This is a genomic window from Saccharopolyspora phatthalungensis, assembly GCF_014203395.1.
GTDB classification, from domain to species: domain Bacteria; phylum Actinomycetota; class Actinomycetes; order Mycobacteriales; family Pseudonocardiaceae; genus Saccharopolyspora; species Saccharopolyspora phatthalungensis.
Map to the genome: position 1 here is coordinate 4,176,495 of NZ_JACHIW010000001.1, position 24,341 is coordinate 4,200,835.

23 protein-coding genes are annotated in these 24,341 nt (G+C 66.7%); 15 read left to right on the forward strand and 8 right to left on the reverse strand.

Annotated elements, in window-relative coordinates; genetic code table 11:
• Nucleotides 1–130 precede the first annotated feature (130 nt).
• Nucleotides 131–991 (forward strand): 3-hydroxybutyryl-CoA dehydrogenase, encoded by an 861-nt coding sequence (locus BJ970_RS19275; protein WP_312864315.1) that lies wholly within the window; start codon nt 131–133, stop codon nt 989–991.
• Between the two features lie 7 nt (nt 992–998).
• Here the strand turns inward: BJ970_RS19275 and BJ970_RS19280 are convergent, their stop codons facing one another.
• Entirely contained in the window at nt 999–1,814 is an 816-nt protein-coding gene (locus tag BJ970_RS19280) for an alpha/beta fold hydrolase (protein WP_184727533.1), read from the reverse strand.
• Between the two features lie 14 nt (nt 1,815–1,828).
• On the reverse strand, nt 1,829–2,875 hold the full coding sequence (locus BJ970_RS19285) for an alcohol dehydrogenase family protein (RefSeq protein ID WP_184727534.1): 1,047 nt from the start codon (nt 2,873–2,875) through the stop codon (nt 1,829–1,831).
• Between the two features lie 117 nt (nt 2,876–2,992).
• Between BJ970_RS19285 and BJ970_RS19290 the strand changes: the two genes are divergently transcribed.
• Complete coding sequence (locus BJ970_RS19290) at nt 2,993–3,565, forward strand: TetR/AcrR family transcriptional regulator (RefSeq protein WP_312864316.1); 573 nt, start codon at nt 2,993–2,995, stop codon at nt 3,563–3,565.
• A 61-nt stretch (nt 3,566–3,626) separates the two neighbouring features.
• Here BJ970_RS19290 and BJ970_RS19295 read toward each other — a convergent pair whose 3' ends face one another.
• Entirely contained in the window at nt 3,627–4,280 is a 654-nt protein-coding gene (locus BJ970_RS19295; RefSeq protein WP_184727535.1) for a GntR family transcriptional regulator, read from the reverse strand.
• Nucleotides 4,281–4,458: 178 nt separating this feature from the next.
• Here BJ970_RS19295 and BJ970_RS19300 point away from each other — a divergent pair, with 178 nt between their 5' ends.
• Nucleotides 4,459–5,640 (forward strand): CaiB/BaiF CoA transferase family protein, encoded by a 1,182-nt coding sequence (locus BJ970_RS19300; protein WP_184727536.1) that lies wholly within the window; start codon nt 4,459–4,461, stop codon nt 5,638–5,640.
• A complete protein-coding gene (locus BJ970_RS19305) occupies nt 5,637–6,830 on the forward strand; it encodes an acyl-CoA dehydrogenase family protein (RefSeq protein WP_184727537.1) in 1,194 nt (397 codons plus the stop codon). The genes BJ970_RS19300 and BJ970_RS19305 overlap by 4 nt, the downstream gene beginning before the upstream one ends.
• A gap of 62 nt (nt 6,831–6,892) precedes the next feature.
• On the opposite strand, the gene BJ970_RS19310 is transcribed toward BJ970_RS19305, so the two are convergent.
• Nucleotides 6,893–8,356: an amidase gene (locus BJ970_RS19310; protein WP_184727538.1), complete on the reverse strand. Its 1,464-nt coding sequence runs from the start codon at nt 8,354–8,356 to the stop codon at nt 6,893–6,895.
• A gap of 178 nt (nt 8,357–8,534) precedes the next feature.
• On the opposite strand from BJ970_RS19310, the gene BJ970_RS19315 reads away from it, so the two are divergent.
• On the forward strand, nt 8,535–9,701 hold the full coding sequence (locus BJ970_RS19315) for an MFS transporter (protein WP_184727539.1): 1,167 nt from the start codon (nt 8,535–8,537) through the stop codon (nt 9,699–9,701).
• A 60-nt stretch (nt 9,702–9,761) separates the two neighbouring features.
• On the opposite strand, the gene BJ970_RS19320 is transcribed toward BJ970_RS19315, so the two are convergent.
• The gene (locus BJ970_RS19320; protein ID WP_184727540.1) at nt 9,762–10,568 is read right to left on the reverse strand and encodes an SAM-dependent methyltransferase; all 807 of its coding nucleotides are present in this window, start codon (nt 10,566–10,568) and stop codon (nt 9,762–9,764) included.
• Between the two features lie 144 nt (nt 10,569–10,712).
• Between BJ970_RS19320 and BJ970_RS19325 the strand changes: the two genes are divergently transcribed.
• From BJ970_RS19325 to BJ970_RS19335, 3 genes are all read left to right on the forward strand, one after another.
• The gene (locus tag BJ970_RS19325) at nt 10,713–11,795 is read left to right on the forward strand and encodes an S-(hydroxymethyl)mycothiol dehydrogenase (protein WP_184727541.1); all 1,083 of its coding nucleotides are present in this window, start codon (nt 10,713–10,715) and stop codon (nt 11,793–11,795) included.
• Nucleotides 11,795–12,424, forward strand: coding sequence for an MBL fold metallo-hydrolase (locus tag BJ970_RS19330; RefSeq protein WP_184727542.1), 630 nt, complete (start codon nt 11,795–11,797; stop codon nt 12,422–12,424). The genes BJ970_RS19325 and BJ970_RS19330 overlap by 1 nt, the downstream gene beginning before the upstream one ends.
• A 115-nt stretch (nt 12,425–12,539) precedes the next feature.
• A complete protein-coding gene (locus BJ970_RS19335; RefSeq protein WP_184727543.1) occupies nt 12,540–13,589 on the forward strand; it encodes a Gfo/Idh/MocA family protein in 1,050 nt (349 codons plus the stop codon).
• Between the two features lie 13 nt (nt 13,590–13,602).
• Here BJ970_RS19335 and BJ970_RS19340 read toward each other — a convergent pair whose 3' ends face one another.
• The 3 genes from BJ970_RS19340 to kdgD form a co-directional block, all read right to left on the reverse strand.
• A complete protein-coding gene (locus tag BJ970_RS19340) occupies nt 13,603–14,556 on the reverse strand; it encodes a 2-hydroxyacid dehydrogenase (protein WP_184727544.1) in 954 nt (317 codons plus the stop codon).
• 168 nt (nt 14,557–14,724) lie between these two features.
• Nucleotides 14,725–16,314, reverse strand: a complete 1,590-nt coding sequence (locus BJ970_RS19345; protein ID WP_184727545.1) for an aldehyde dehydrogenase (NADP(+)) — start codon at nt 16,312–16,314, stop codon at nt 14,725–14,727.
• A gap of 1 nt (nt 16,315) precedes the next feature.
• Nucleotides 16,316–17,230, reverse strand: coding sequence for a 5-dehydro-4-deoxyglucarate dehydratase (gene kdgD / locus BJ970_RS19350; protein ID WP_184727546.1), 915 nt, complete (start codon nt 17,228–17,230; stop codon nt 16,316–16,318).
• Nucleotides 17,231–17,330: 100 nt separating this feature from the next.
• Between kdgD and BJ970_RS19355 the strand changes: the two genes are divergently transcribed.
• The 7 genes from BJ970_RS19355 to BJ970_RS19385 all read left to right on the forward strand — a co-directional run bounded on the left by BJ970_RS19355 (nt 17,331) and on the right by BJ970_RS19385 (nt 24,153).
• Nucleotides 17,331–18,242, forward strand: coding sequence for a LysR family transcriptional regulator (locus BJ970_RS19355; RefSeq protein ID WP_184727547.1), 912 nt, complete (start codon nt 17,331–17,333; stop codon nt 18,240–18,242).
• A 122-nt stretch (nt 18,243–18,364) separates the two neighbouring features.
• Nucleotides 18,365–18,586: a hypothetical protein gene (locus BJ970_RS19360; RefSeq protein WP_184727548.1), complete on the forward strand. Its 222-nt coding sequence runs from the start codon at nt 18,365–18,367 to the stop codon at nt 18,584–18,586.
• Nucleotides 18,587–18,708: 122 nt separating this feature from the next.
• Nucleotides 18,709–19,560, forward strand: coding sequence for an ABC transporter permease (locus tag BJ970_RS19365; RefSeq protein ID WP_312864317.1), 852 nt, complete (start codon nt 18,709–18,711; stop codon nt 19,558–19,560).
• Nucleotides 19,561–19,581: 21 nt separating this feature from the next.
• On the forward strand, nt 19,582–20,610 hold the full coding sequence (locus BJ970_RS19370) for an ABC transporter substrate-binding protein (RefSeq protein WP_184727549.1): 1,029 nt from the start codon (nt 19,582–19,584) through the stop codon (nt 20,608–20,610).
• An 18-nt stretch (nt 20,611–20,628) separates the two neighbouring features.
• Nucleotides 20,629–21,408 carry an ABC transporter ATP-binding protein gene (locus tag BJ970_RS19375; protein WP_184727550.1) on the forward strand — a complete coding sequence of 260 codons (780 nt, stop codon included), beginning with the start codon at nt 20,629–20,631 and terminating at the stop codon, nt 21,406–21,408.
• Between the two features lie 98 nt (nt 21,409–21,506).
• On the forward strand, nt 21,507–23,108 hold the full coding sequence (locus BJ970_RS19380; protein ID WP_221467231.1) for a M24 family metallopeptidase: 1,602 nt from the start codon (nt 21,507–21,509) through the stop codon (nt 23,106–23,108).
• A 238-nt stretch (nt 23,109–23,346) separates the two neighbouring features.
• Nucleotides 23,347–24,153, forward strand: coding sequence for an IclR family transcriptional regulator (locus tag BJ970_RS19385; RefSeq protein ID WP_184727552.1), 807 nt, complete (start codon nt 23,347–23,349; stop codon nt 24,151–24,153).
• Nucleotides 24,154–24,341 lie beyond the last annotated feature (188 nt).

The following is a 24,341-nucleotide window of genomic DNA, read 5'->3' on the forward strand; positions in this document are numbered from 1 at the left end:
GATTGCGCACGGCCGTGTGATCGACGTGTCCTAGCACACTGTTTACCGGTTGGTAACCGCTCTTTTTGGCATGATCTGGCCGACGAAGGCCGTGCAGCGGCAGCGCAGCCGGAAGCGGAAGGATCGTGTCGTGACGAAGATCGAACGCCTGGGAGTCATCGGCGGCGGGCAGATGGGCGGCGGTATCGCCGAGGTCAGCGCCCGAGCCGGCATCGACGTGATCGTCTGCGAGGTCAACAACGACGCGGCCCGGGCGGGGCGCGCCAGGCTGTGGAAGTCGCTCGACCGCGCGGTGCAGAACGGCAAGCTCACCGAGGCCGACCGCGATGAGACGCAGTCCCGGTTGCACTTCACCACGACGCTCGCCGACTTCGACGACCGGGACATGGTCATCGAGGCGATCGCCGAGGACGAGGAGCTGAAGGTCAAGCTGTTCGCCGAGCTGGACAAGGTGCTGGCCGCTCCGGATGCGATCCTGGCGTCGAACACCTCCTCCATCCCAATCGCCAAGCTCGCCAGCGCCACCGAGCGTCCCAACCAGGTGCTCGGCGTGCACTTCTTCAACCCGGTCCCGGTGCTCAAGCTGGTCGAGCTGGTGCCGTCGCTGCTGACTTCGGCGGAGACGGTGGAGCGGGCCTCGGCGTTTGCCACCGAGCAGCTGGGCAAGGAGACCATCCGGGCCCAGGACCGGTCCGGCTTCATCGTCAACGCGCTGTTGGTGCCGTACCTGCTCTCGGCGATCCGGATGCTTGAGGGCGGCTTCGCCAGCGCCGAGGACATCGACAAGGGCATGGTGCTGGGCTGCGCCCACCCGATGGGCCCGCTGCGCCTGTCCGATTTGGTCGGCCTGGACACCCTGAAGGCCATCGCGGATTCGATGTACGCGGAGTACGCCGAACCCACCTACGCGGCCCCGCCGCTGCTGCAGCGGATGCTCGACGCGGGACTCAAGGGCAAGAAGTCCGGCAAGGGCTTTTACGACTACGACTGATTACTGCTCAGGTCTTCAGCAGCGTTTGGATCTCCTCGACGACCCGGGCCGGGTTGTCCTCCATGAGGAAGTGGCCCGCACCGGCGACCACGGACAGCGCTGCGTTCGGGATGTCTGCGGCCAGGCGTTCCGCGAAGGTGACCGGTTGCCAGCGGTCTTCGGCTCCCCACACGATTCGGGTCGGTGCGGTCAGGGTTTTCAGCAGTGGCGCCAGGCGTTGCGTTGGTTCGGAGTTGTAGTGCCGGACCTGGTGTGCGAAGAACGACGCGCGGCCCATCGGTGTCCGGTGCGGGGCCAGGTAGGCGGCCAGGGTCTCGCCGGACATTCGCGCCGGGTCGGCGACCGTCATCCGCAGTTGGCGGGTCAGCATCGCTTCGAAGTCCGCCTGCGGCATGGCGGCGTAGTCGTCGAGATGGTCTCGGATGATCTGCCGCCAGGTGCTCGACGGCCACGAGTCGTAGCTGACCGTGTCGATCAGCATCAGGCGGTCGATCCGATCCGGGTGGCGGGTCGCGAAGATCTGGGCCACCGCGCCGCCGATGTCGTGGGCGATCAGCGTGCAGCGCTGGATTCCACGCTGTGTCAGGGCTTCTGCCAGCAGTCCGGCCTGCGCCGTAACCGAGGTGTCGCGGTTCGGCGGGCGCTCCGAGGCGCCGTAGCCCAGCAGGTCGTAGGCCAGGACGGCGTGGCCCGCCGCTTCGACGGCCGGGAGCACGTTGCGCCAGATGTGGGAATGCGACGGCGTGCCGTGCAGGAACACCAGCGCTTCGCCGGTGCGTCCGGAGGTGTGCCGGTACGCCAGCCGGGCTCCGTCAACGATCATGTGCCGGTCCAGGATCATGCCGGGCCCTCCAGGGTGATGACGATCTTTCCGAAGAACTCCTTGGCGGCGAAGGCTTCCTGTGCTTCTGGTAGTTCGCGCAGCGGGTAGGTCGCGGCTAGCAACGGCGTCAGCTCGCCGCTGGCGATGTGCCGCCGGAGCTGGCGGAAGTCGTCATGGGTGCCGAATGACGAGCCGATCAGCTGAAGCTGGCGGAGGTAAACCGTGCGCAGGTCCGTTTCCACCAGCGGACCGGCGATCCCGCCGGCCACGACGTAGCGGCCCAGCGGTCCGAGCATCCGCAGCAGGGCGGGGAAGCTCGGCCCAGCCACGACGTCGGCGACGACGTCCACCGGGCCCACTTCGGTCCGCACCGCAGCCTCCAGGTCGTTCACGCGCCGATCCACCGTCGCGTGCGCGCCCAGGCGCAGCGCGCGCTCCCGCTTGGCGTCGCTGGTGATCGCCACGACGCGCGCCCCGCGCAGCGTTGCGAGCTGGATCAGCGCCGAGCCGACTCCGCCGGAGGCGCCGGTGACCACCACGGTCTCCCCGTCGCGGACGGCTGCCCGGTTCAGCATCCGCATCGCCGTCGCGTAGGCGGTCGGGAACGTCGCCAGTTCCGCATCACCGAGCGCGCTGTCGATCGCGTGGGCGTTCTTCGCGGGCACGGTGGTGAACTCGGCGAATCCGCCGTCGCGCTCGCTGCCCAGGTACTCGGTGTCCACCAGTTCGCGTTCGCCTCCGGTGTAGAGCATCGGGTCGACGATGACCCGCTCGCCCAGCCGCGACTCGGGCACCCCCGCGCCGGCCTGATCGATGCGGCCGACCACGTCGGCGCCCTGGATGCGGGGGAACTTCAGCGGCTCCCGCCGCCAGCCCGCGGTGGCCCCGGGGTCCTCGGGGGAGCCGTACGCGCCTTCGCGGGTCCAGATGTCGGTGTTGTTGATCGCGGCGGCGGCGACCCGGATGCGTACCTCGCCAGGCCCGGCCTGCGGGTCGGGCACATCCTCCCGGTACTCCAGCTTCTCTGGCCCGCCGAAGCCGGTGAGTACTACTGCACGCATGGAAACCCTCCGTTTTGGCTCTTGGTCCCGCTCGACTGAGGTATACCGACCGGTGTGGTTACCAACGGAACCAGCCATGTGGGCCGATGTCAACCCACCGGTCGGTATAGTCGAGGCGTGGAACGTGCTGCGGAGTTGTTGGAAAGGCTGACGCCGGCAGGTCGGCGAGTGCTCGATGTGGCGGCCGACCTGTTCTACCGGCAGGGCATCCACGCCGTCGGTGTCGAGGCGATCGCCGTCGAGGCCGGGGTCACCAAGAAGACCCTGTACGCGTGTTTTGGCTCGAAGGACCAACTCGTCACCGCGTACCTGGTCGAACGGGACCGGCGCTGGCGCGCCTGGCTGGAGCGGTGGATCGCCGAGCACGCGACCTCGGCGCGGGAGAAGCTGCTGGCGGTCTTCGACGCCCTCGAAGCGTGGATGGACCGCGAAGACTTCCGGGGCTGCGGGTTCGTCAACGCCTTGGCGGAGACACCGGAGCCGGGGAATCCGTCTCGTGCCGTGATCATCGGCCAGAAGCGGTGGATGCGCGAATACCTCAAGAATCTGGCCACGGAAGCGGGAGTCGCCGATCCGGCGGACTTCGCCGACAGCGCACTGCTGCTCTTCGAGGGCGCAACGGTGGCGGCCTCGGCCGACATTGCCGGAGCGGTGCGGCAAGCGCGCAAGACCGCCGCCCGGCTGCTCTAGAGAGCATTTCAAAGGTGGTTTGCGTAGCCTCTTTTCTCACGCGGCCAGACCCCAGGCTTGATCAGTCCACATCGGACGCAATGGTGGTGCGCAGGGTGTCCACCGCGTGCTGGCGGTGTTCGTCGAGCAACCGGACGAGCTCGTCTGCTCGACGATCCGCGGCGGCGGCCACGATCGAGTCGTGCTCGTGGCGGACGCGTTCGCGGTTGGCGTCCGAGTTGTAGTACACGGCGCGGTAGGCGTCGGTGGCGTCCCAGAGCGTGCGCACGACGCGCAGCAGGCGCGGCATCCCGGACGGCTCCAGCAGGGCGAAGTGGAAGCGCCGGTTCGCCGCGATCATGGCGACCAGATCGCCGCTGTCGGCGGCCTTGTCGACATCGAGCTGGGCATCGGTGACCCGGGTCAGATCGGCATCGGTGAACCGGCCGGTGGCCACCCTGGCGGCCTCCGACTCCAGCAGCTCGCGCATCCGGTAGACCTCCAGCAGGTCGCTCAGCGACAACTCGGCCACCGCGTAGCCCCGGTGCGGCTGGTAGATCACCTGCCCCTCGGCCTCCAGCGTCTTCAACGCCTCGCGCAGCGGCACTCGGCTCACGCCGAGTCGCTGCGCGATGGTGTCCTGCCGGATCGGCTGGCCCGGCGCCAACTCGCCGGACACGATGGACTTGCGGAGCTCGTCGAGGACGAACTCCTGGGTGGTGGGTGGTCGTTGCATCCCCGGCTCTCCAGGTTTCGCGGTTCTCCGACGTCTTGACCGTCGCCCGAACAACTGTATATTGGATCCAAAATCGCGGTGAGGCAAGCGAGTTCGCCTTACTGAGCGCCGCGCCGCACGGATATTGGGCTGTTCGGGCTACCGGTTCGAGGGTTAACCGGGGCGGAAGGGTGGGTGCATGGAGACGCTGCCGATGGACGGCGTGGTCGTCGCGGACTTCAGCCGAGTGCTGGCCGGCCCGTACGCGACCATGCTGCTGGCCGACCTCGGCGCGACCGTGATCAAGGTCGAGCGCCCGGGCGGCGGGGACGACACGCGTTCCTGGGGCCCGCCGTGGACCAACCACAGCTCCGCTTACTTCGAATCGGTCAACCGGGGCAAGCGCAGCATCACCCTTGACCTGGCCGACCCCGAGGACCAGGAGGCCGCGCGCCGGCTCATCCGCCGCGCCGACGTCCTGGTGGAGAACTTCAAGCCCGGCTCGCTGGCCCGCTACGGCCTGGACTACGACCGCGCGCGGGAGATCAACCCGCGGCTGGTCTACACCTCGATCTCCGGGTTCGGCAGCAAGGAAGGCGCGCACCTACCCGGCTACGACTTCGTGGTGCAGGCGGTCGGCGGCCTGATGAGCATCACCGGCGATGCCGACGGCCCGCCGATGAAAGTCGGGGTGGCGCTGGTGGACGTGCTCACCGGCAAGGACGCGGCGCTGGGCATCATGGCCGCGCTGCGCTACCGCGACCTGACCGGACGCGGCCAGCACGTCGAGGTGAACCTGCTGTCCAGCCTGTTGGCGTCGCTGGCCAACCAGATGAGCAACCTGCTGACCACCGGCATCGCGCCGCAGCGGATGGGCAACCGGCACCCCAGCATCGCGCCTTACGAAACGCTGCGCTGCGAGGACGCCTTCCTGGCCGTGGCGATCGGCAACGACGCGCAGTTCCGCAAACTGACGGACGCGCTCGGCCTGGTCGTGCTGGCCGACGATCCGCGGTTCGCGACCAACGCGCAGCGGGTGGCCAACCGCGACGAACTGGTGCGGCAGCTGGAGAACGTGCTCGGCGCTCGCACCGCCGCGGACTGGCAGCAGCGCTTGCAGCACCTGGGCATCGCGTGCGGCCAGGTCAACGACATGTCGCGGGCCGTGCATTACGCCGAGTCGCTGGGACTGCGGCCGATGGTCGATCCGGGAGGCGGCGCCGCGATGCAGGTGCGCATGCCCATCGACTTCTCCGGCCACGACAGCGCCGAGGTGACGCCGCCGCCGCTGCTCGGTGCGGACACCAAGGAAGTCCTTTCCTGGCTTGATGATCCCGACCAGCAGCTTTCGCCAATCGTGTCAAGGAGGAGCTCGTCATGAGTGCCGGTGGAAAACGACCCGCGTTCGATCCGCGCGATCCGCTCGGGATCGACGCCGAATTCACCCCGGAGCAGCTGGCGATCCGCGACAGCGTGCGCGCGCTGTGCCGGGACCACGTGCAGCCGCACGTCGCGGAATGGTTCGAGCGCGGCGAGTTCCCGCAGGCCCGGGAATTGGCCCGGGAACTGGGCAAGCTCGGCGTGCTCGGCATGCACCTCGACGGCTACGGCTGCGCCGGACTGTCCGCAGTGGACTACGGCATCGCTTGCGAGGAATTGGAGGCCTGCGATTCCGGGCTACGCTCGCTGGTCTCGGTGCAGGGTTCGCTGGCGATGTTCGCGATCTGGCGCTGGGGCTCGGAGGAGCACAAGCAGCACTGGCTGCCGCAAATGGCCGCGGGCGAGGAGATCGGGTGCTTCGGCCTGACCGAACCGGATCATGGCTCGGACCCGGCGTCGATGCGCACCGTCGCGCGCCGCGACGGCGCCGACTGGGTACTCAACGGACGCAAGATGTGGATCACCAACGGCACCGTTGCCTCGATCGCGGTGGTGTGGGCGCAGACCGACCAAGGCGTGCGGGGTTTCGTCGTCCCGACCGACACGCCGGGCTTCTCGGCGCCGGAGATCAAGCACAAGCTGTCGCTGCGGGCCTCGGTGACCAGCGAGCTGGTGCTCGACGACGTCCGGCTGCCCGCCGACGCGGTGCTGCCGGAGGTCACCGGTCTGCGCGGGCCGCTGTCCTGCCTCAACGAAGCACGCTACGGCATCGTGTGGGGCGCGGTCGGGGCCGCGCGCAGCTGCCTGGAGGCGGCGCTGGATTATGCGACCACCCGCGAGCAGTTCGGGCGGCCGATCGGTGGTTTCCAGCTGACCCAGGGCAAGCTCGCCGACATGGCCGTCCGAGTCCAGAATGGACGATTGCTGGCGCTGCACCTCGGCAAGCGCAAGGACGCCGGCCAGCTGATCCCGCAGCAGGTGAGCTTCGGCAAGCTCGACAACGTCCGCGGCGCGCTGGAGGTGGCCCGCACCGCGCGAACCATCCTGGGCGCCAACGGTATTTCGCTGGAGTACCCGGTGATCCGGCACATGACCAACCTGGAGTCGGTGCTGACCTACGAGGGCACCAGCGAGATGCACGCCCTCACCATCGGCCAGGCGTTGACCGGGCTGTCGGCCTTCCGCGGTTGACGGTTTCCGGCGATTTCACTGGAAATCGGCGGGTTGGTTTCCATTGAAATCGCCCTCCGCGCCTAGCGCAGCAGGGGCGGCAGCACCCGGTGGGGCCAGTCGGTGGCCCGTTCGTAGGCGTGCGCCAGTTGCAACAGGGGCCATTCGGCGTGGTTCCGGCCGATCAGCTGGACGCCCATCGGCAGCCCGGCGTCGTTGAACCCGACCGGCAGGTTGACGATCGGGAGCCCGGACAGCGTCCACGGCGCGACCGTCTCCATCCATCGGTGGTAGGTGTCCATCGACCTTCCGTCGATCTGCCGCGGCCAGCGCTGATCGGCGTCGAACGGGAACACCTGCGCGCTCGGCGCGAGCAGGAAGTCGTAGTCGACGAGCAGCCCGGACACCGCCGCGTACCACTCGTCACGGCCCTCAAGGGCGCGCGAGATGTCGTCCGCGGTGAGCCGCTGGTAACCCTCGATCTCGAAGATCAGCTCGGGCTTGAGCATCGCCCGGGCGGCCGGATCGGTGTGCAGGTCGATGTGGTTGCGCCCGACCGTCCAGGACCGCCACAGCAGGAAGGTCTGCCACGCCTGCTCGACCGGCAGCCGCCGCGACACCGGCTCCACCTCGCAGCCGATTTCGGTGAAGCTGGCGAATGATTCGGCGCACAAGTCCAGCACACCCGGCTCGGTGGCGAGGTACCCGTCGAAGTCGCCGATCCAGCCGATCCGGGTTCCGTTGAAGCCGTGCTCCAGGCTGCCGGCGAACAGCGTCGGGTCCTGCTCGATGCTCAGCGGCGCGCGTTCGTCGGGACCGGCCATAGTGGACAGCAGCATCGCGACGTCGCGCACGGTTCGCCCCATCGGGCCGACCACCGAGGGTGTGCTCAGGAAGCCCTCGCTCGGGACACGGCCGAAACTCGGCCGCAGCGAAACGAGATTGGCCCAGGCCGCGGGGTTGCGCAGCGATCCCATGAAATCGCTGCCGTCGGCGACCGGCAGCATCCGCAAGGCGAGCGCGGATCCGGCACCGCCGCTGCTGCCACCCGCGCTGCGCGTGGTGTCGTAGGCGTTGAGCGTGGTGCCGAAGACCGGATTGAAGGTGTGCGAACCCAGGCCGAACTCGGGAACGTTGGTCTTGCCGATGACGATCGCGCCGGCGGCGCGCATCCGCCGCACGTGCAGTTCGTCGGCCGTCGCGACCTCGTCGGCGAGGATCGGCGAGCCCTTCGTGGTGGGGAACCCGCCGGCATCGGAGAGGTCCTTCACCGCGATCGGGAAACCGTGCATCCACCCCGCGTAGTCGCCGCGGTCGAGCTCCTGGTCACGCTGCCGGGCCTGGTCGATGAGCTTGGCCTCGTCGGCGCGGGACACGATCGCGTTCACCGCCGGGTTGAACCGATCGATGTGCCCGAGGTAGGTCTCCAGCACCTCGACGCAGGAGACCTCCCGGCGGCTGATCAGCCACGACAGCTCGACGGCGTCCAGTAGCACCAGATCGGGGATCTGCGACGCGGGGAGCCCGGAACCAGGTGCCACGGACACGCTGTCCTCCTGTTGTCGATCAGTGCCGTCGACTGTTCTCCCTTGGTGGGGCCACGTCAACCCGGTTACCGGCGTCCGACGGGCGGGCCAGAGGCGTACGTCACGTTAGCGTTGCTAAAAATCCTCCCGGTTCGCACGCTGGTAAGACCACTACACCGCAACGCGCCGAGGAGGACGGATGCCCGCAGCGGCCATCGCCGGGCAAGCAACGCGGACCATCGGGATCCCGCGAGTGCTGTCCTCAGTGGCCGCAGTGGTTACGGTAGGGGTCTTCCCGGTGTTCCTCGTCGGCGGCCTCGGCGTGCAGTTGCAGCACGACCTCGGCTTCGGCGCCGCGCTGCTGGGTGTGGGGGCGGCCGGTTTCTTCGGCGTCGCGTCGCTGGCGTCCCGCACGATGGGGTGGCTCGTCGAGCGAATCGGTGCGCGCCTGGGCATGCGGCTCGGTGCGCTCGGCAGCGCGCTCTGCCTGTTCGGCTTGGCCGTGACGCCCAATGCGCCTTGGCTGCTGGGACTGCTGTGGGTGGCCGGGCTGCCGAACTCGTTGGCCCAGCCGGCGTCCAACTTGCTTATCGCGCAAGGCATCCCGGCCGACCGCCGGGGCATGGGCTTCGGCGTCAAGCAGTCCTCGATTCCGGCCGCGACCCTGCTGGCCGGGGTCGCGGTGCCCGCCGTGGCGTTGACCATCGGCTGGCGTTGGGTGTTCGTGATCGCCGGGGTGATCGGCCTGGTCGCCTCCATCGCGGTGCCACGGCTGCCGACAGCCGAGCGGTCCGTTGCCGGTCGCGCCGATACCGCCCGCCGGGGCGCGGGCGGCGCGCTGCTGTTGCTGGCGATCTCCGGCGGTCTCGGTTCGGCTGCGGCCAACGCGCTCGGCGCGTTCGTCACCACGACGGCCGTCGAGGTCGGGTTCAGCCCGTCGGCGGCCGGGCTGGTGCTGTCGCTGGGCTCGGCGTCCGGCCTGACCATCCGGTTGTGCGCGGGTGTGCTCGCGGACCGCAAGAACCCGAACCTGGTGCGGGTGATCACCGCGATGCTGCTGATCGGCTCGATCGGCTTCGCGCTGATGGCGGTGAACTCGCCGGTGCCGTTCCTGATCGGGGTGTCCATCGGCTTCGGCGCGGGCTGGGCCTGGCCCGGGCTGCTGAACTTCGCGGTCGCGAAGATCGCCCCGGACCGCGTCGCCAGCGCCACGTCGTTCACCCAGACCGGCATCTACCTGGGCGGCAGCCTGGGGCCGCTGCTCTTCGGCGTCCTCGCCGAGCAAGCGGGGCTGGCCGGCGCCTGGCTCGCGGCCGGTATCGCGGCGATCATCGCGGGATTCCTGCTGCTGTTCATCCGGCGCTGACCCCGCTGGGGCGGCGATTTCGATGGAAATCGGCGCGTTGATTTCCAATCGCCCCGAAAATCAGGCCTTACGCCCCACACCCCCGTAGAGAACGCGATAGGGGCGCGACGCCCCGGTCAGGCCGGGTTCCGGGCGCCAGTCCGCCAGACAGGTCGTGCCGGGCGGCGGGACCACGAAGTCGCCCAACAGCTTCCCGATCCACCCGGTGTCGCGCGGGTACACCGGGTCGGCGGTCTCGGCGTAGTGGTCGGCCAGGATGCGCATCGCGTCCGGGTCGTGGCTGCCGCTCAGGTGCGAGATCACCAGGTGGCTGCCAGGCACCACCGCGTCGCGGTAGGTCTCGACCAGCGCGGCCGGGTCGTCGGGGTCGGGGACGAAGTGCAGCACCGCCGTCATCAGCAGCCCCACCGGTTCGTCCAGGTTCAGCAATTCGGCGGCCTCCGGGGAGTTCAGGATCGACTCCGGGTCGCGGCAGTCGGCTCGGATGATCTCGACCCGCGGCTCACTCGCCAGCAGCGGCTTGCTGTGCGCGACGGTCAGCGGCTCGTTGTCCACATAGAGCACCCGGAAGTCGCGGGTCCGGCGCCGCGCCACCTCGTGCACGTGACCGATCGTGGGGATGCCCGAGCCGAGGTCGAGGAATTGGCGCACACCGTGGGCGAGCAGGTACTCCACCGTCCGCCGGAGGAACGCCCGGTTCTCCCGGTACACCTCACCTATGCCCGGCAGTTCGTGCTCCAGGCGCTCCACGAAGTTCCGCTCGCTGCCGAAGTTGTGGCCTCCGCCGAGGAATGCGTCATAGATCCGCGCGGCGCACGGCCGGTCGATGTCCATCTCCCGGACCTGCGGATTGCGCGTATCGACCATGTTGATCCTCCCCTCTCCCCGGAATCGTACAGTAGTCAACTAGTGACCCAACGTGTCCGGAATTTGATCCGCGCCGCTCTTGCTGATGGTCGTGCGCGCATATCACGATGGTGTCTGAGACAGAACTTCTTGTTGGAGGTGCTCGTGACCGACGTCCGCGCGGTGGTGGCGACCGGGAAGGGTAAGCCGGTCGAAGTGGTGACCATCAACGTTCCGGATCCGGGACCTGGTGAGGCCGTGGTGCAGGTGCAGGCGTGCGGCGTGTGCCACACGGACCTGCACTACCGCGAGGGCGGGATCAGCGACGAATATCCTTTCCTGCTCGGGCATGAGGCCGCGGGCGTGGTCGAAGCGGTCGGGGAGGGCGTGCAGGACGTGCAGCCCGGCGACTTCGTGATCCTCAACTGGCGTGCGGTGTGCGGGGTGTGCCGGGCGTGCAAGCGGGGGCGGCCGCAGTATTGCTTCAACACGCACAACGCGTCGCAGAAGATGACGCTGACCGATGGGACGCCGTTGTCGCCCGCGCTGGGTATCGGTGCGTTCGCGGAGAAGACGTTGGTGCACGCCGGGCAGTGCACCAAGGTGGATCCCTCGGCGAGGCCGGCGGTGGCCGGGCTGCTCGGTTGCGGCGTGATGGCCGGGATCGGTTCCGCGGTCAACACTGGCGGAGCCGGCCCGGGTGACACCGTCGCGGTGCTCGGCTGCGGTGGCGTTGGTGATGGCGCGATCGCGGGGGCGAACATGGCCGGGGCGCGCCGGATCATCGCGGTGGACACCGATCCGAAGAAGCTGGAGTGGGCGCGGCAGTTCGGCGCCACGCACACCGTCAACGCCTCCGAGACCGATAGCGTCGAGGCGATCCGCGAGCTCACCGGCGGTTTCGGCGCCGACCTGGTGATTGACGCGGTCGGTCGGCCCGAGACGTTCAAACAGGCTTTCTACGCGCGGGATCTGGCCGGCACCGTGGTGCTGGTCGGGGTGCCCACCCCGGAGATGAAGCTGGAGCTGCCGCTGCTGGAGGTCTTCGGCCGTGGCGGGGCGGTCAAGTCCAGCTGGTACGGCGACTGCCTACCGGAGCGTGACTTCCCGATGCTGATCGAGCTTTACCAGCAGGGCCGGCTGCCGCTGGAGAAGTTCGTCAGCGAGGAGATCGCGCTGGACCAGGTGGAGCAGGCGTTCGAGAAGATGCACCGCGGTGAGGTGCTGCGTTCGGTGGTGGTCTTCTGATGACAGTGCGCATCGACCACGCGACCACGTCGGGCACGTTCTCGCTGGACGGTCAGACCTTCGACGTCGACAACAACGCATGGGTGGTCGGCGATGACCGGGAATGCGTGGTCATCGACGCGCCGCACGATGTCGAGGCGATCCGCGGGCTGGTCGGTGACCGCCGGGTGCTGGCGGTGCTGTGCACGCACGCGCACGATGACCACGTGCGCAAGGCGCCGGAGCTCGCCGATGCGGTCGGGGCGCCGATCTTCCTGCACCCCGCCGACCTGGTGCTGTGGAACCTGACCCACCCGGACCGCAAGCCCGACCAGGAACTCGCCGACGAGCAGGTGATCGAGGTCGGCGGCGTTAGCCTGCGGGCGCTGCTCACGCCCGGTCACGCGCCGGGCGCGGTCTGCTTCTACTCGGCCGAGCTGGGCGTGGTGTTCACCGGCGACACCTTGTTCGCGGGTGGCCCTGGGGCCACCGGCCGTTCCTATTCGGATTTCGACGTGATCGTGGCTTCGATCCGGGACCGGTTGCTGCCGCTGCCGGAGGCCACCGAGGTCCGGCCCGGCCACGGCGAGAGCAGCACGATCGGTGCGGTGCGGTCCCAGTTCGACGAATGGGTTGCGCGCGGGTACTGACCGTTCCGAATGAGTCGTAGCGGCGAACGACAATGTTCGTCGCTACGACTTTTCGCTGATTTCCAGTGAAATCGCCGGGACCCCGTGGGTCGGAGGCGGGGGTCTAATGAGGGACATGAGTTCTCCACTGCGAGTCGGACTTGTCGGATACGGCGTCGGCGGGGCCATCTTCCACGCGCCGCTGATCGCCGCCCACCCCCCGCTGCGGTTGGCGGCGGTCGTCACCGCGAATCCCGAGCGGCAGCAGCAGGTGCGCGCCGAGCACCCGGAGACCGAGGTGGTCGATGACATGAACGCGCTGCTGGGGCGCGAGCTCGACCTGGTCGTGGTCGCCAGCCCCAACCGCACGCACGTCGAGCTGGCCACCGCCGCACTGGACGCCGGGCTGCCCGTCGTGGTGGACAAGCCGTTCACGCCGACCTCGATCGAAGGGCGGCAGTTGATCGAGCACGCCGCGGCCAAGGGCCAACTGCTGACGGTGTTCCAGAACCGCCGGTGGGACAACGACATGCGCACGGTGCGCAAGCTGCTGGACGACGGCGAGTTGGGCCGGGTGTACCGGTTCGAGTCGCGGTTCGAGCGGTGGTCGCCGACGCCGAAGCCGACCTGGCGGGACTCGGGCGGAGCCGAGGACGCCGCCGGTGTCCTCTACGACCTGGGCAGCCACCTGATCGATCAGGCCCGCCAGCTGTTCGGGCCGGTCGCCGCGGTCTACGCCGAGATCGACTGCCGCCGGGCCGGGGTGCGGTCGGACGACGATTCATTCATCGCGCTCACCCACGTCAACGGGGTGCGCTCGCACCTGTGGATGAGCAAGGTCGCGGCGCAGCAGGGCCCGCGCTTCCGGGTGCTCGGCGAAGCCGCTGCCTTCACCAAGTACGGCTTCGACCCGCAGGAGGCCGAGTTGCGCGCCGGTCATCGTCCGATCGACGACACCTGGGGCCGAGAGCCCCAGGAGCTGTGGGGAGCCCTGGGCGTCGGTGACGAAGTCCGCCGGGTGCCCAGCGAAGCGGGCAATTACCTGGCGTTCTACGACGGAGTCGTCGCCGCGCTGCGCGACGGCGCTCCGCCACCGGTCGACCCGGCCGACGCCGTGGCGACCCTGGACGTCATCGCGGCGGCCCGCCGCTCGGCGGCCGAGATCACCGTCGACCGCCTGCTGTAGACGACGCTGCCTCTCAGGCCGTCGGGGTCACCAGGGTTCCATCGGTGAGGAACTGGCGCAGATTGTCCAGCACCAACCGCTCCATAGCCTCGCGGGTCTCGATCGTTCCGCTAGCCAGATGTGGAAGCAGAACCACGTTTTCCATGTTCAGCAGGTCTTCTGGGATGTTGGGCTCGTCGGCGAACACGTCGAGCGCCGCGCCGGCGAGCCCTCCCGACGCGAGCAGCTCGGTCATGGCCGGCTCGTCGATGATGCTGCCGCGAGCGATGTTCACGACGAAGCCATGCGGACCGAGCGCGGTGAGCACTTCGCGATCGACAAGCCCGGCCGCCGCCGGACCGGCGGAGGCCGCGATCATGAGTACGTCGGAGCGCAGCGCGAGCTCGCGCACGGAGCCCGCGTAGGCGTACGGAACGTCCGCGCGCGGGCGACGATTGTGGTACGAGATCGTGACGTCGAATCCTTCGAGTCGCTTGGCGATGGCTCGTCCGATCCGGCCGAGCCCGAGGATGCCGACGTGGCAGCCGGTCACCTTGCGGGTCAGCGGAAAGTCGCCTTTGACCGGCCAATCGCCGCGGCGCACGAAGCGGTCGGCCGCGGAGAAGCCGCGCATCATGTCGATCAGCGCGCCGACGGCGGTGTCGGCAACGCAGTCGTTGAGAACGTCAGGCGTGTTCGCGATCGCGATGCCGCGCTCGGCCGCCGCCACGGCATCGGTCTTCTCGTAACCGACGCCGTGGTTGATGATCGCGCGCAGCTTGGGCATCGCCTCCATCATCGGGGAGGTGATCCCGACCCGGCCGGAGGTCATCACGATTTCGATGTTCTTGCCGTGCTGTGCAAGGTATGGCAGCAGGTCATCGCCATCGGGAGCGACCAGCGCGCCGAAGTCTTCCTGCAATGTCGTGGTTAGCGAAGGTTTGAGCGGTCCGATCTGGATGATGCTTCCCGGCGCCACGGTCATCATCGGGCATCCTTGTCGATCGAGTCACATCGAGCGCGGGCCGCTTGTAAAGGTCCAGCCTGGCAAAAGGTATCGCATGGCGTCTGCCTCATCGCGTGCGTCGAGACCCTCGCGTACGCGAGCTCGCCGTCGCCGGAACGAACTCGCATCCCGGCGACGGCTGGCGAGCTGTCAGGGGCGTTGGCCATCGACGCGCCGTGGAATGCCGAGCGAGTTCGCTTCGTCGATCTCCGCCGGGAGAAGTTCGACCGGTACGTTCTGGTAGGCCACGGGGCGCAGGAACCGCTCAATGGCGAGCGTTCCGACCGACGTCGTGCGCGAGTCCGAGGTCGCGGGGAACGGACCACCATGCACCATCGCATGGCCGACTTCAACGCCGGTAGGCCAACCATTGAAGAGGATTCGGCCGACCTTCGGCTCCAGCGTGCGAAGCAAGTTCGCGGCCGTGGCGTGGTCGTCGGGCTCGGCATGCACCGTGGCGGTGAGCTGGCCCTCCATCGTGTCGATGATCGCCTCGAACTCCTCGACGTTGTCCACGCGGATGACCAGTGAGGCCGGGCCAAAGATCTCTTCGCGCAGGTCCGGATTGGCCTTGAAGGCGGCCCCGGATGTGGCGAACAGACGGGTTCGCCCCACGGCGGCGATATCGTCGTTGGCGCGTCCGGACGCGGCTTCGGTGACTTCCGGCGAGTCCGCGAGGCGTTGTACGCCGTTGACGTATGCGGACTGGATTCCGGCGTTCAGCATCGGGCCGGCGTCGCTGTCGGCGATGGCCTGTGCGGCCGATGCGACGAACTCGTCCGCGCCCGGTCCGTCGACAACGAAAACCAGACCAGGGTTGGTGCACAGCTGACCGACGCCGGTGGTGAGCGAGCCGACGTAGGCCTTGCCGAGCTCGGCGCCACGCGCAGCGGCGGCCGCCGGCAGCACGAACACCGGGTTCACGCTGGACATCTCCGCGTACACCGGGATGGGGACGGGCCGCGCGGCTGCGGCCGCGGCGATCGCGAGCCCGCCCGACCGCGAGCCGGTGAACCCGACAGCCTGGATGCGCGGATCGGATACCAGCGCCGTGCCGATCGTCGCGCCGTCGCCGAAGATCAGCGAGAAGACGCCCTGATGCAAGCCATGCTCGGCGACAGCGCACCGGATCGCCGTGCCGACCAGCTCGGAGGTGCCGGGGTGAGCGTTGTGCGCCTTGACGACGACCGGAGCCCCAGCAGCGAGCGCGGAAGCCGTATCCCCGCCGGCGACGGAGAAAGCGAGCGGGAAGTTGCTGGCGCCGAACACCGCGACCGGTCCAACCGGGACCTTGCGCTGACGGATATCCGGGCGCGGAAGCGGCGTGCGATCGGGAAGTGCCGGATCGACCCGCGCACCGACCCAGCTGCCCTCGCGCACGACGGATGCGAACAGCCGCAGCTGGTTCGTCGTGCGGGCCAGCTCGCCGCGTACTCGCGGTTCGGCGATGCCGGTCTCCGCGATCACTCGGGGCACGAGTGTCTCCGCGATCGCGTCGATGTTGTTCGCGACCGTATCCAAGAACGCGGCGCGCTCCGCGGGAGTCGTGTGGCGGTAGGAATCGAACGCCTCGGCGGCGAGGACGGCGGCGCGCTCGACGTCTTTGAGCTCTGCCATGCCGTAGGCGGGTTCGAGCGTTTCGCCGGAACGGGGATCGACTCCGTGAATGGGCTTGCCGGTACCGGTCACTCGCTCGGCGCCGATGAGCATGGCCCCGGTGAGCACGAGGTCGTCAGCCATGTCAGCTGATCTCCTTCACAAGAACGTCCAGGTCCGCGTGCTCTGCCTCGGTCAGGTCGGTCAGCGGCGGCCGGACCGGACCGGCGTCCTGCCCGATCGCGCGCAATCCGGCCTTGACGATCGACACCGCGTAGCCGGCACGCCTGTTGCGGATCTCCAGGTACGGCAGCACGAACTGATCGACGCGACGGTAGATCTCGTCGCGATCGCGGTTGCGAACGGCCTGGTAGAACTCGCTCGCCCAGCGCGGCGCGAAGTTGAAGATCGCCGAGGAATACGTGGTCACGCCGAGCTCCAGGTACGGCAGCGCGTACGTCTCCGCGGTGGGCAGCCCACCGATCAGGACGAGTCGGTCGGCGTGCCGGGCGCACAGGGTGGCCAGCAAGTCGATGTCTCCGATGCCGTCCTTGAAACCGACGATGTTCGGGCAGGCCTTCAGCAGCCGGGCGAAGGTCGCCGGGGTGAAGCGGGCGTTGGCGCGGTGGTAGACGATGACGCCGAGCGACGTCGCGTCGCAGACCGCCTTGACGTGCCGGAAGAGTCCCTCTTGGTCGACCTCGGTGAGATACGGCGGCAGCAGGAAAAGGCCGTCGGCGCCGGCCGTCTCGGCGTCCTTGGCCATCGCGATAGCGGTGGCGGTTCCGTAACCGGCCGGGGCGACGACCGGTACACCGTCGGTCGCCTCCGCGACCGCCGCGCGAGTCGCCGCGGCGACATCGTTTAGGCCGAGGCTGAAGAACTCGCCGGTGCCACCGGCGGCGAAGACGCCTGCGGCGTCGTACTCCGCGAGCCGCTGCAGGTGGGCGCGATAGGGGGACAGGTCGAATTCGAACTGCGCCGTCGCGTGCGTCACGGGGAAGCACAGCAGTCCTGTACCCAGGGCGTTCTTGAGCTCTTCGGGTGAGAAACGGGTCATCAGTCGCTCCTTCGAGGGTCACTCGAAGGCTAGGTTCGGGCTACGATGCGTGTCTAACACTGAATATGCATTACTCGATACCGTTCTTGCATGGAGAGCGATGTACACGCTCGAACAACTCCGGGGATTCGTGGCCGTCGCCGAGGAAGGGAACTTCGGGCGGGCGGCGCACCGCCTGCGTATCACCCAGCCGCCGCTGAGCCGCCAGGTGCAAAAGCTGGAGCGAGAGGTCGGCGTCGATCTGATCCGCCGGACACCCAAGGGTGCGGAGCTCACCCCCGCCGGACGGGTCTTTCTCGACCAAGCCCGCAGGCTGCTCACGCTCGCGGGAGAGGCGCCGCTGATCGCGCGCCGCGCGGCCACCGGGACCAAGGGGACCGTCCGGATGGCCTTCACCGCGATCGCGGCGCTCAACGTCCTTGGCCGATGGGCGAATCTCGCCGGTCGTCGGCTGCCCGAAGTCGATCTGGTGCTGTCCGAGATGGTGACCGGCACCCAGGTCGCCGAGTTGCTCTCCGGCGGCATCGACATCGGGCTGCTGCGCGGCCGGCCTCGCGCGGAGGCCTTGCTCGCCGAGCGGGTACACGCCGAGACGCTGCTGGTGGCGGTTCCCGAGGGACACGAGCTCTCCCGGCGGGGAGCCTCGCCAAGCGTCCTCGACATCGCGGACTTCGATGTCATCACCTATGCGCCGGGCGCATCGCGGTACTTCCACGAACTGGTCGTGTCGACGTTCCAGGCCGCCGGCGCCGCGCCGCGCTATGTCCAGTACGCCAGCCAGGTGACCAGCGTGGTCGCGCTGGTCGACGCCGGTGTCGGCGTCGCGCTGATTCCGGAGTCGGCATCGACGCTCCGGCTCCCGCATGTCGAGTTCCTGCCGATCGCCGACATCGCGCCGGACTGCGTCGAAGTGTATTGCTCGTGGCACTGTGAGAACGACAATCCGGCGATGGCGGCCCTGCTCGCGCTCGCCCGTGCGCAGGGCCTGCTTCCGGCAGTGGGCAAGTCCTGACTGGACCCACCGCGCCGGACGTATCGTCGCCGCACCCTTGACGAGCAGGGTTTACTCTCCTACCTTGTGTCTACCAACAGAGACGATGTCTTCATATATAGACACTCTGGAAGGACTCATCAGTGGTAACCCAACGCCGCGTCCCCCGCCTGCTCGCCGTGACGCCCTTCGCCGTGGCGGCTGCTGCGGCGTTGCGCGCATACTTGGTTGCGAACTCCGGCTCCCTCGGCGGCAGCGGCGACAGCCTGCGCGACGTGTTGCCGGAGGATCCGACGACGCTCGAAGCGTGCGAATCGCCGCTGGCCTCGACGGAATGCTTTGCCATGCCCTTGGCGAATGGCTAACCGATCTTAGCAATTCACACGCCAGCAAAGAATGTTGTGATTCGAGCTACACAAAATATAGATCAAACACTTGCGACACCCCGGTGTCGACGCACCTCGAACGTACGAAGGGAGCTGCCACGGTGGCCACGTCTCAAATGAGTTCGGAAGATCTGCATCATTCCCTTCCCGCCACGGAGCTCAACGGTCGCCCGCCGCGCCAACCAAGGGGCCTCAGTCGCGAATCGATCATGGTCGCCGTGAAGGCGATACTGGGCATGATCGGTATCTTTGCCGTTTGGCAACTGCTGGTCATCGCATTCAAACCTCCGGAGTTTCTGCTCGTCGGCCCCCTCTCCGCCTTCGCCGAGCTGGGCGAGCGGCCCGGGTATTTTGCGAGCAATACGTTCGTGACGTTGCAAGAAGCGCTTGCGGGTTTCGCGCTCGGAACTGCTTTAGGTATTCTGTGCGGTGCGTTGCTGCATTACTCGAGTTATATGCGCAGCTTTCTCTATCCTGCCCTTATCGCGGTCGACACCATCCCGAAGGTCGCGCTCGCCCCGCTGTTCATCGTCTGGTTCGGATTCGGCTTTGAGTCGAAGGCTTTTGTGGCCATGGCTATCGCGTTCTTCCCGCTGGTGATCAACACCTATGACGGGCTGCGTTCGGTACCCCATGAGCTCCAGGAACTCGCGCGAATCAACAAGGCATCGCGGTGGAAGCGAATGACGAAGATCGAATTCATCTACGCGGTCCCGTCGATCTTCTCCGGGGCGAAGATCTCAATCTCCCTTTCGGTGGGTGGAGCCGTCGTCGGCGAGTTCATCGCAGGCTCAAAGGGCTTGGGATACGTCATTCTTCTCGCTAATAGCCAGGTCGATTTGCCCTCAATGTTCGCGGCGTTTATCGTGCTCTCCGCAATCGCATTGGTGCTGTTCTTCTTCGTCGACTTCGCAGGAAAGAAACTCGCGCCGTGGAAGAACTACGTCAAATGACGGTAGGGATGGAAAGACAAGATGCGAAACTCGACTCGTAGGATCGCCGCCCTCCTCGGCGCCGTGCTGCTGCTGTCGGCGCTCTCCGGCTGTGCCGCGGGGAGCGGGAAGAACCAAATGAGCCTGATGGTCGACGTAGCGTACCTACCGAAACATGCCCCGTTCTTTGCGGCGGTCAAGCGAGGTTTCTTCGCTGCCGAGGGTATCGACCTCACGCTGATGCCGGGTTCCGGTTCGTCCAATACCGTCACCGCGGTAGAAACCGGAAAGGTCGACGCCGGCTGGGCGGACTTCGGCACTACCATTCTCAGTCAGGGCCGCGGCGCCAAAGTGAAACAGGTCAACCTGCTCCAGGCCAGATCCGCCTACGCGGTGGTCGGTCTCAAGGGAAAGGGCATCAACGGTTGGGGCGATCTTGTCGGGAAGACGGTCGCAACCGAGGGTGCCGGGGCGATGACGGCAATGTGGCCGCTAGCCATGCAGCGGCTCGGATTGAAGAAAAACGACGTCAACGTCGTGCACGCGTCGAGCGCGTCAAAGATCCCAGGACTGCTGGCCGGCCGATGGGACGCAAACCTTGCCCTGTACGTGTCCGACCAGCCGGCCATCGATGCGCTTGGCCGCGAGGCCGTCGTTCTCAAGTGGTCCGACCTCGGAATTGACCTCTATGGAAATGGGATCATTTTCTCGGACGAAAAACTCAAGAACGACCCCGAGCAGGTGAAGAAGTTCAACTCGGCTATGCAAAAAGGCTTTCTCTGGTCCTGCGCGCACCCGGAAGAGGCCGCGAAAGACTTCCAGAGTGAAGTCTCCGGGTTTGAAACGAAAACCGTGACCCTGGCGATCAATGAGCAATGTGATCTCAACTGGGGTTCGGGTGATTCCGCGAACGAGTTCGGTGTCATGGACGACGCGGGAGTGCAGAAAATGCTCCAGGTCGCCGGGCAGTATCTCGGCCTAGACCCGGCGAGCAAACTCACGCCCAGTGACGTGTACAGCAACGCTTACCTGGATCCCATCCGCCGAAATGACACGGTCAAGGCGCCCTGACGCCGAACGGAGAGTCCGATGAACAACGAATACGCCATCTCGGTCAAGAATGTAGGAAAGACGTACCGGTCTCGGGACGGCCAGGAAAACACGGTACTCAAGGGTCTCGATTTCCACGTCGGTTCGGGGCAGTTCGTCTCGATCGTTGGGCAGTCGGGCAGCGGTAAAACCACGCTGCTCAAGACGATCTCGGGCCTCCAGGAGCCCACTGAAGGCGAGATCCTGATCAAGGGACGAGAGATCAGCGCCGGGCTCAAGGACATCGCGATGGTTTTTCAGAGCCCGGTGCTCCTGCCGTGGCGAAACAACATCGACAACGTGCTCCTGCCCCTGGAATTCCGAAACGCCCGCACGCCAGAGTCCACGGCATATGCCCAGGAACTGCTAGAGATGGTCGGATTGGGTGGGAAGGCAGAGCAATACTCCTATGAACTTAGCGGCGGAATGCAACAACGCGTCGCCATCTGCCGGGCATTGGTTTCCCATCCCGAGCTCCTGCTCATGGACGAACCGTTCGGCGCGCTCGACGCCATGACCCGAGACTCGATGAACTTCGAGATCCAACGCATTTGGCAGCGGACCGGATGCAGCGTGCTCTTCGTGACCCACAGCATCTCCGAGGCCGTCTGGCTGGGCGACCGTGTGGTGGTCGTCGGGGACCGGCCCGGCAGAATTGTCGCTGATATCACCGTTGACATTCCGCGGCCCAGGGCCAAGGAGCACAAGTTCTCCCCGGCTTTTTCGGAATACGTAACAGAGATTGAATCCCACATCGGGGTCACGGCGGCGATCAGCTAGCCGGCCCGGGTCGATCCGAGATATTAGTATCAATACCCAAAGGAGTGCTAGTGCTAAGTCTCACTTCGGATGTTTCTCGAGTCAAAGAGGCCTACGGGTTGGACGCGCGCAAGAGCCTCCTATTCTCCGCCATTCGGCTCGATTCCTCCCCACTCGTCGCGCCATTGATTGCACAGACCGATGACGGCACTTACCTGCTCGTGCGCCAGCAGGAGCAGGGCAATGCCCTCTCGGCAGGAGTGCCCAAGGAGCAAATCAAGTTCTATGCTCCCTGGGTCACGATCGACCACCGGGTCACCGCCGGTACGCCGGTCGCACCCTCGCTCACGGCACTGGTTGAAGAACTCGCGGCCGGCGCTGCGGTGAACTTTTCCGCCGATGTTGTCTACAGTCACTACCTGACCCTTTCCGGCTCCCTCGATCTCGTTGTCGGCGCCCCGGATCCGACCCCGGCCACCGCATACGAGATCGATGTCGCGGGTGTTCTCGCGAAATTCGAGACCTGGCGCGAGGAAGGCGTCCGGACCGCGCGGCGACTGATCAAGGGCGTTCCTCATCTTGCGGACTTGTCCACCGAACTCGCGAGCGATAAGGACAGCCGCTTCGAGGCGTTGAGCGCGTTGGCAGCTGACCGCTCGCTTGATTCGCTTGTTCTCGCGGCGCCACCCAATTTCACCGAGGTAACCGGGTTCTCCCAACCGGAAGGTGCGGTCGCCCTATGGGTGGGAGAAACGAACAGGCTCTTCGTCCTGGCGCCCAACGGGACGACAAACGTTCCCGGTACGCCGGTCGGCCGGTTCGCTTCGGTCGGGGCCGGTGTGCTGGCGCTATCCAACGGCACGAGAGTCGGCGTCGAGGACGAGTGGATCAGCACCGGTTTTGCCCTCGAACTTGAGCACGCGGGTGCCGAGCTTGTCTCGGTCTCGACCGGCCTCGGCCACTGGCGGGACGTTCGCGATCATGAGGATCTTGCCTTCCAGGTCGTCGCCGCGCGGGCGAGCGTGTTCGCCATCGAAGAGGCGCTGAACTGGGCGAATGATTCGCTCGAAGCCGGTCACTCTTTTACCGAGCTCGATATCTACGCGGAATATCTTGATAAACTCGTTGAATTTCGGGTAGCGAATCAGATTCCCTTCGCGATCGAGCCGTACTTCACCAATCTGCACTCGTCGAACAGAATGCTGTTTCCCGGCCCGCCCGTCGATTTTCCGATCAACGACGAAACTACCTGTATTCAGTTGGACGCCGGCGTGCGCATCACCTGCGAAGGGGTCACTGTCGCCACCTCCGACATGGCGCGATCGTTGCCCCGCACCCAGGGGGCGAAGGAGGCTTACAGCTTCTTCTTCGACGTCGTGCGCGAGGGCATCATCGGACAGCTTAAGGCCGGTGTGGTGTGCGAAGACGTGCACGAAGGCACACTTCGCTACCTGACGCCGCACCTCGATCGAATGATCGAGATCGGAATGCTCGGACCCGAGATCGATTTCAACGCCGAGTACCGGAAGCGAAACGTGGGGCACCTGATGGGCAAGCAGGAGTCGTTTGCCAACGAGCTGCGGCCTGGGTACCAGTACGTGCTGGAGGTCGGATCTTACGGCGCCGCTGAAATTCCGTGGCGCTACGGAAACGCGGCGATCGGCACCGAGGACCTCTGGTATATCGGACACGACCGCACGTACATCTTGAGCAAGCGCTGATGATCGCTGCGAGATCACGATGAGACTGCGTCTGCCCGTGTGCCCGGCCCATCGCACGAGTCGGGGGTTCAGCGGTACACGGGCAGTCGTGACGGGAGCGACCGAAGTGACCGTGACCAGACAGCAGGCGTATACATAGGCAGTTGTTGTCTTCCTTGGTAGATGCTGTCTATATGGTCGGTTATCCTGCTACATGCTTGGTAGGTGTCACTAGGTATACGGCAGAGATCGGGGTGCGATGAGCAAGCGTGCTGATGGACAACCTGGTCAAGGCGGAGTTCGCGACGTCAAGTCGGCGGCGCGGACCGTTGAGTTGCTCGAATTGCTGGCGTCCCGCGACAACCCGCATGCACGCCTGCGTGAGCTGAGCGAGGCGCTCGACGCGCCACGCAGCAGCGTCTACGCGCTGATACGCACGCTTGTGGAGCGTGGTTGGGTTCGAGTCGACGAGAGCGGATCGAGGTACAGCCTTGGCATCCGCGCCCTGCTGGCCGGCACCACGTACCTCGATGTCGATCCGCACCTGCGAATTGCGCAGCCCCATATCAGGGATCTGAACGCCAGCCTCGACGAGACGATTCACTTCGGCCGACTCGATCGCGCCGACATCGTTTACCTCGCGACCGAGGAGTCCAGCCGCTATCACCGGCCGTTCAGCCGGGTCGGCCGCCGGTTGCCCGCGTTCAGCACCTCGATGGGCAAGTCCCTGCTGGCAGAGCGGCTCGACACCGGTATCGAGGACCATCTTCCGCGCCGGCTGACCCCGCTGACCCCGAACACGATCCTGGACGAGGACGAGCTGCTGGAGAATCTGCGCGCGACCCGGGAGCGCGGCTATGCCGTCGACCGCGAGGAGAACTACGTCGGGGTCGTATGCTTCGGCCTCGCGCTGCGCTACTCCAATCCGCCGCGCGACGCGATCAGCTGTTCGGTCCCGATCGATGCGTTGAGTCCAGGCCGCGAGGAAGTAATCGTCGAGGCATTGCGGCAAACGCGCCTCGCGATCGAGCGGATGGCGCCGTTCGACGGCTCCGTCACGCTCTGACCTCGACCGCCGCACATGTCGCCACTCAAGGCTGTCGATGGCCCGGTGCCGACCGGACGTCGCGAGGCCGAATTTCGTGTGTCATCAAGGGGATTCGAGTAGTGCTCGGTCTGTAGTAAGGCTCGTCAAGTTCCTTCGGCCCGTCTGACTCGGCGCCTGCGCGGACTCCGGTTTGCGGTGCCGAGTTG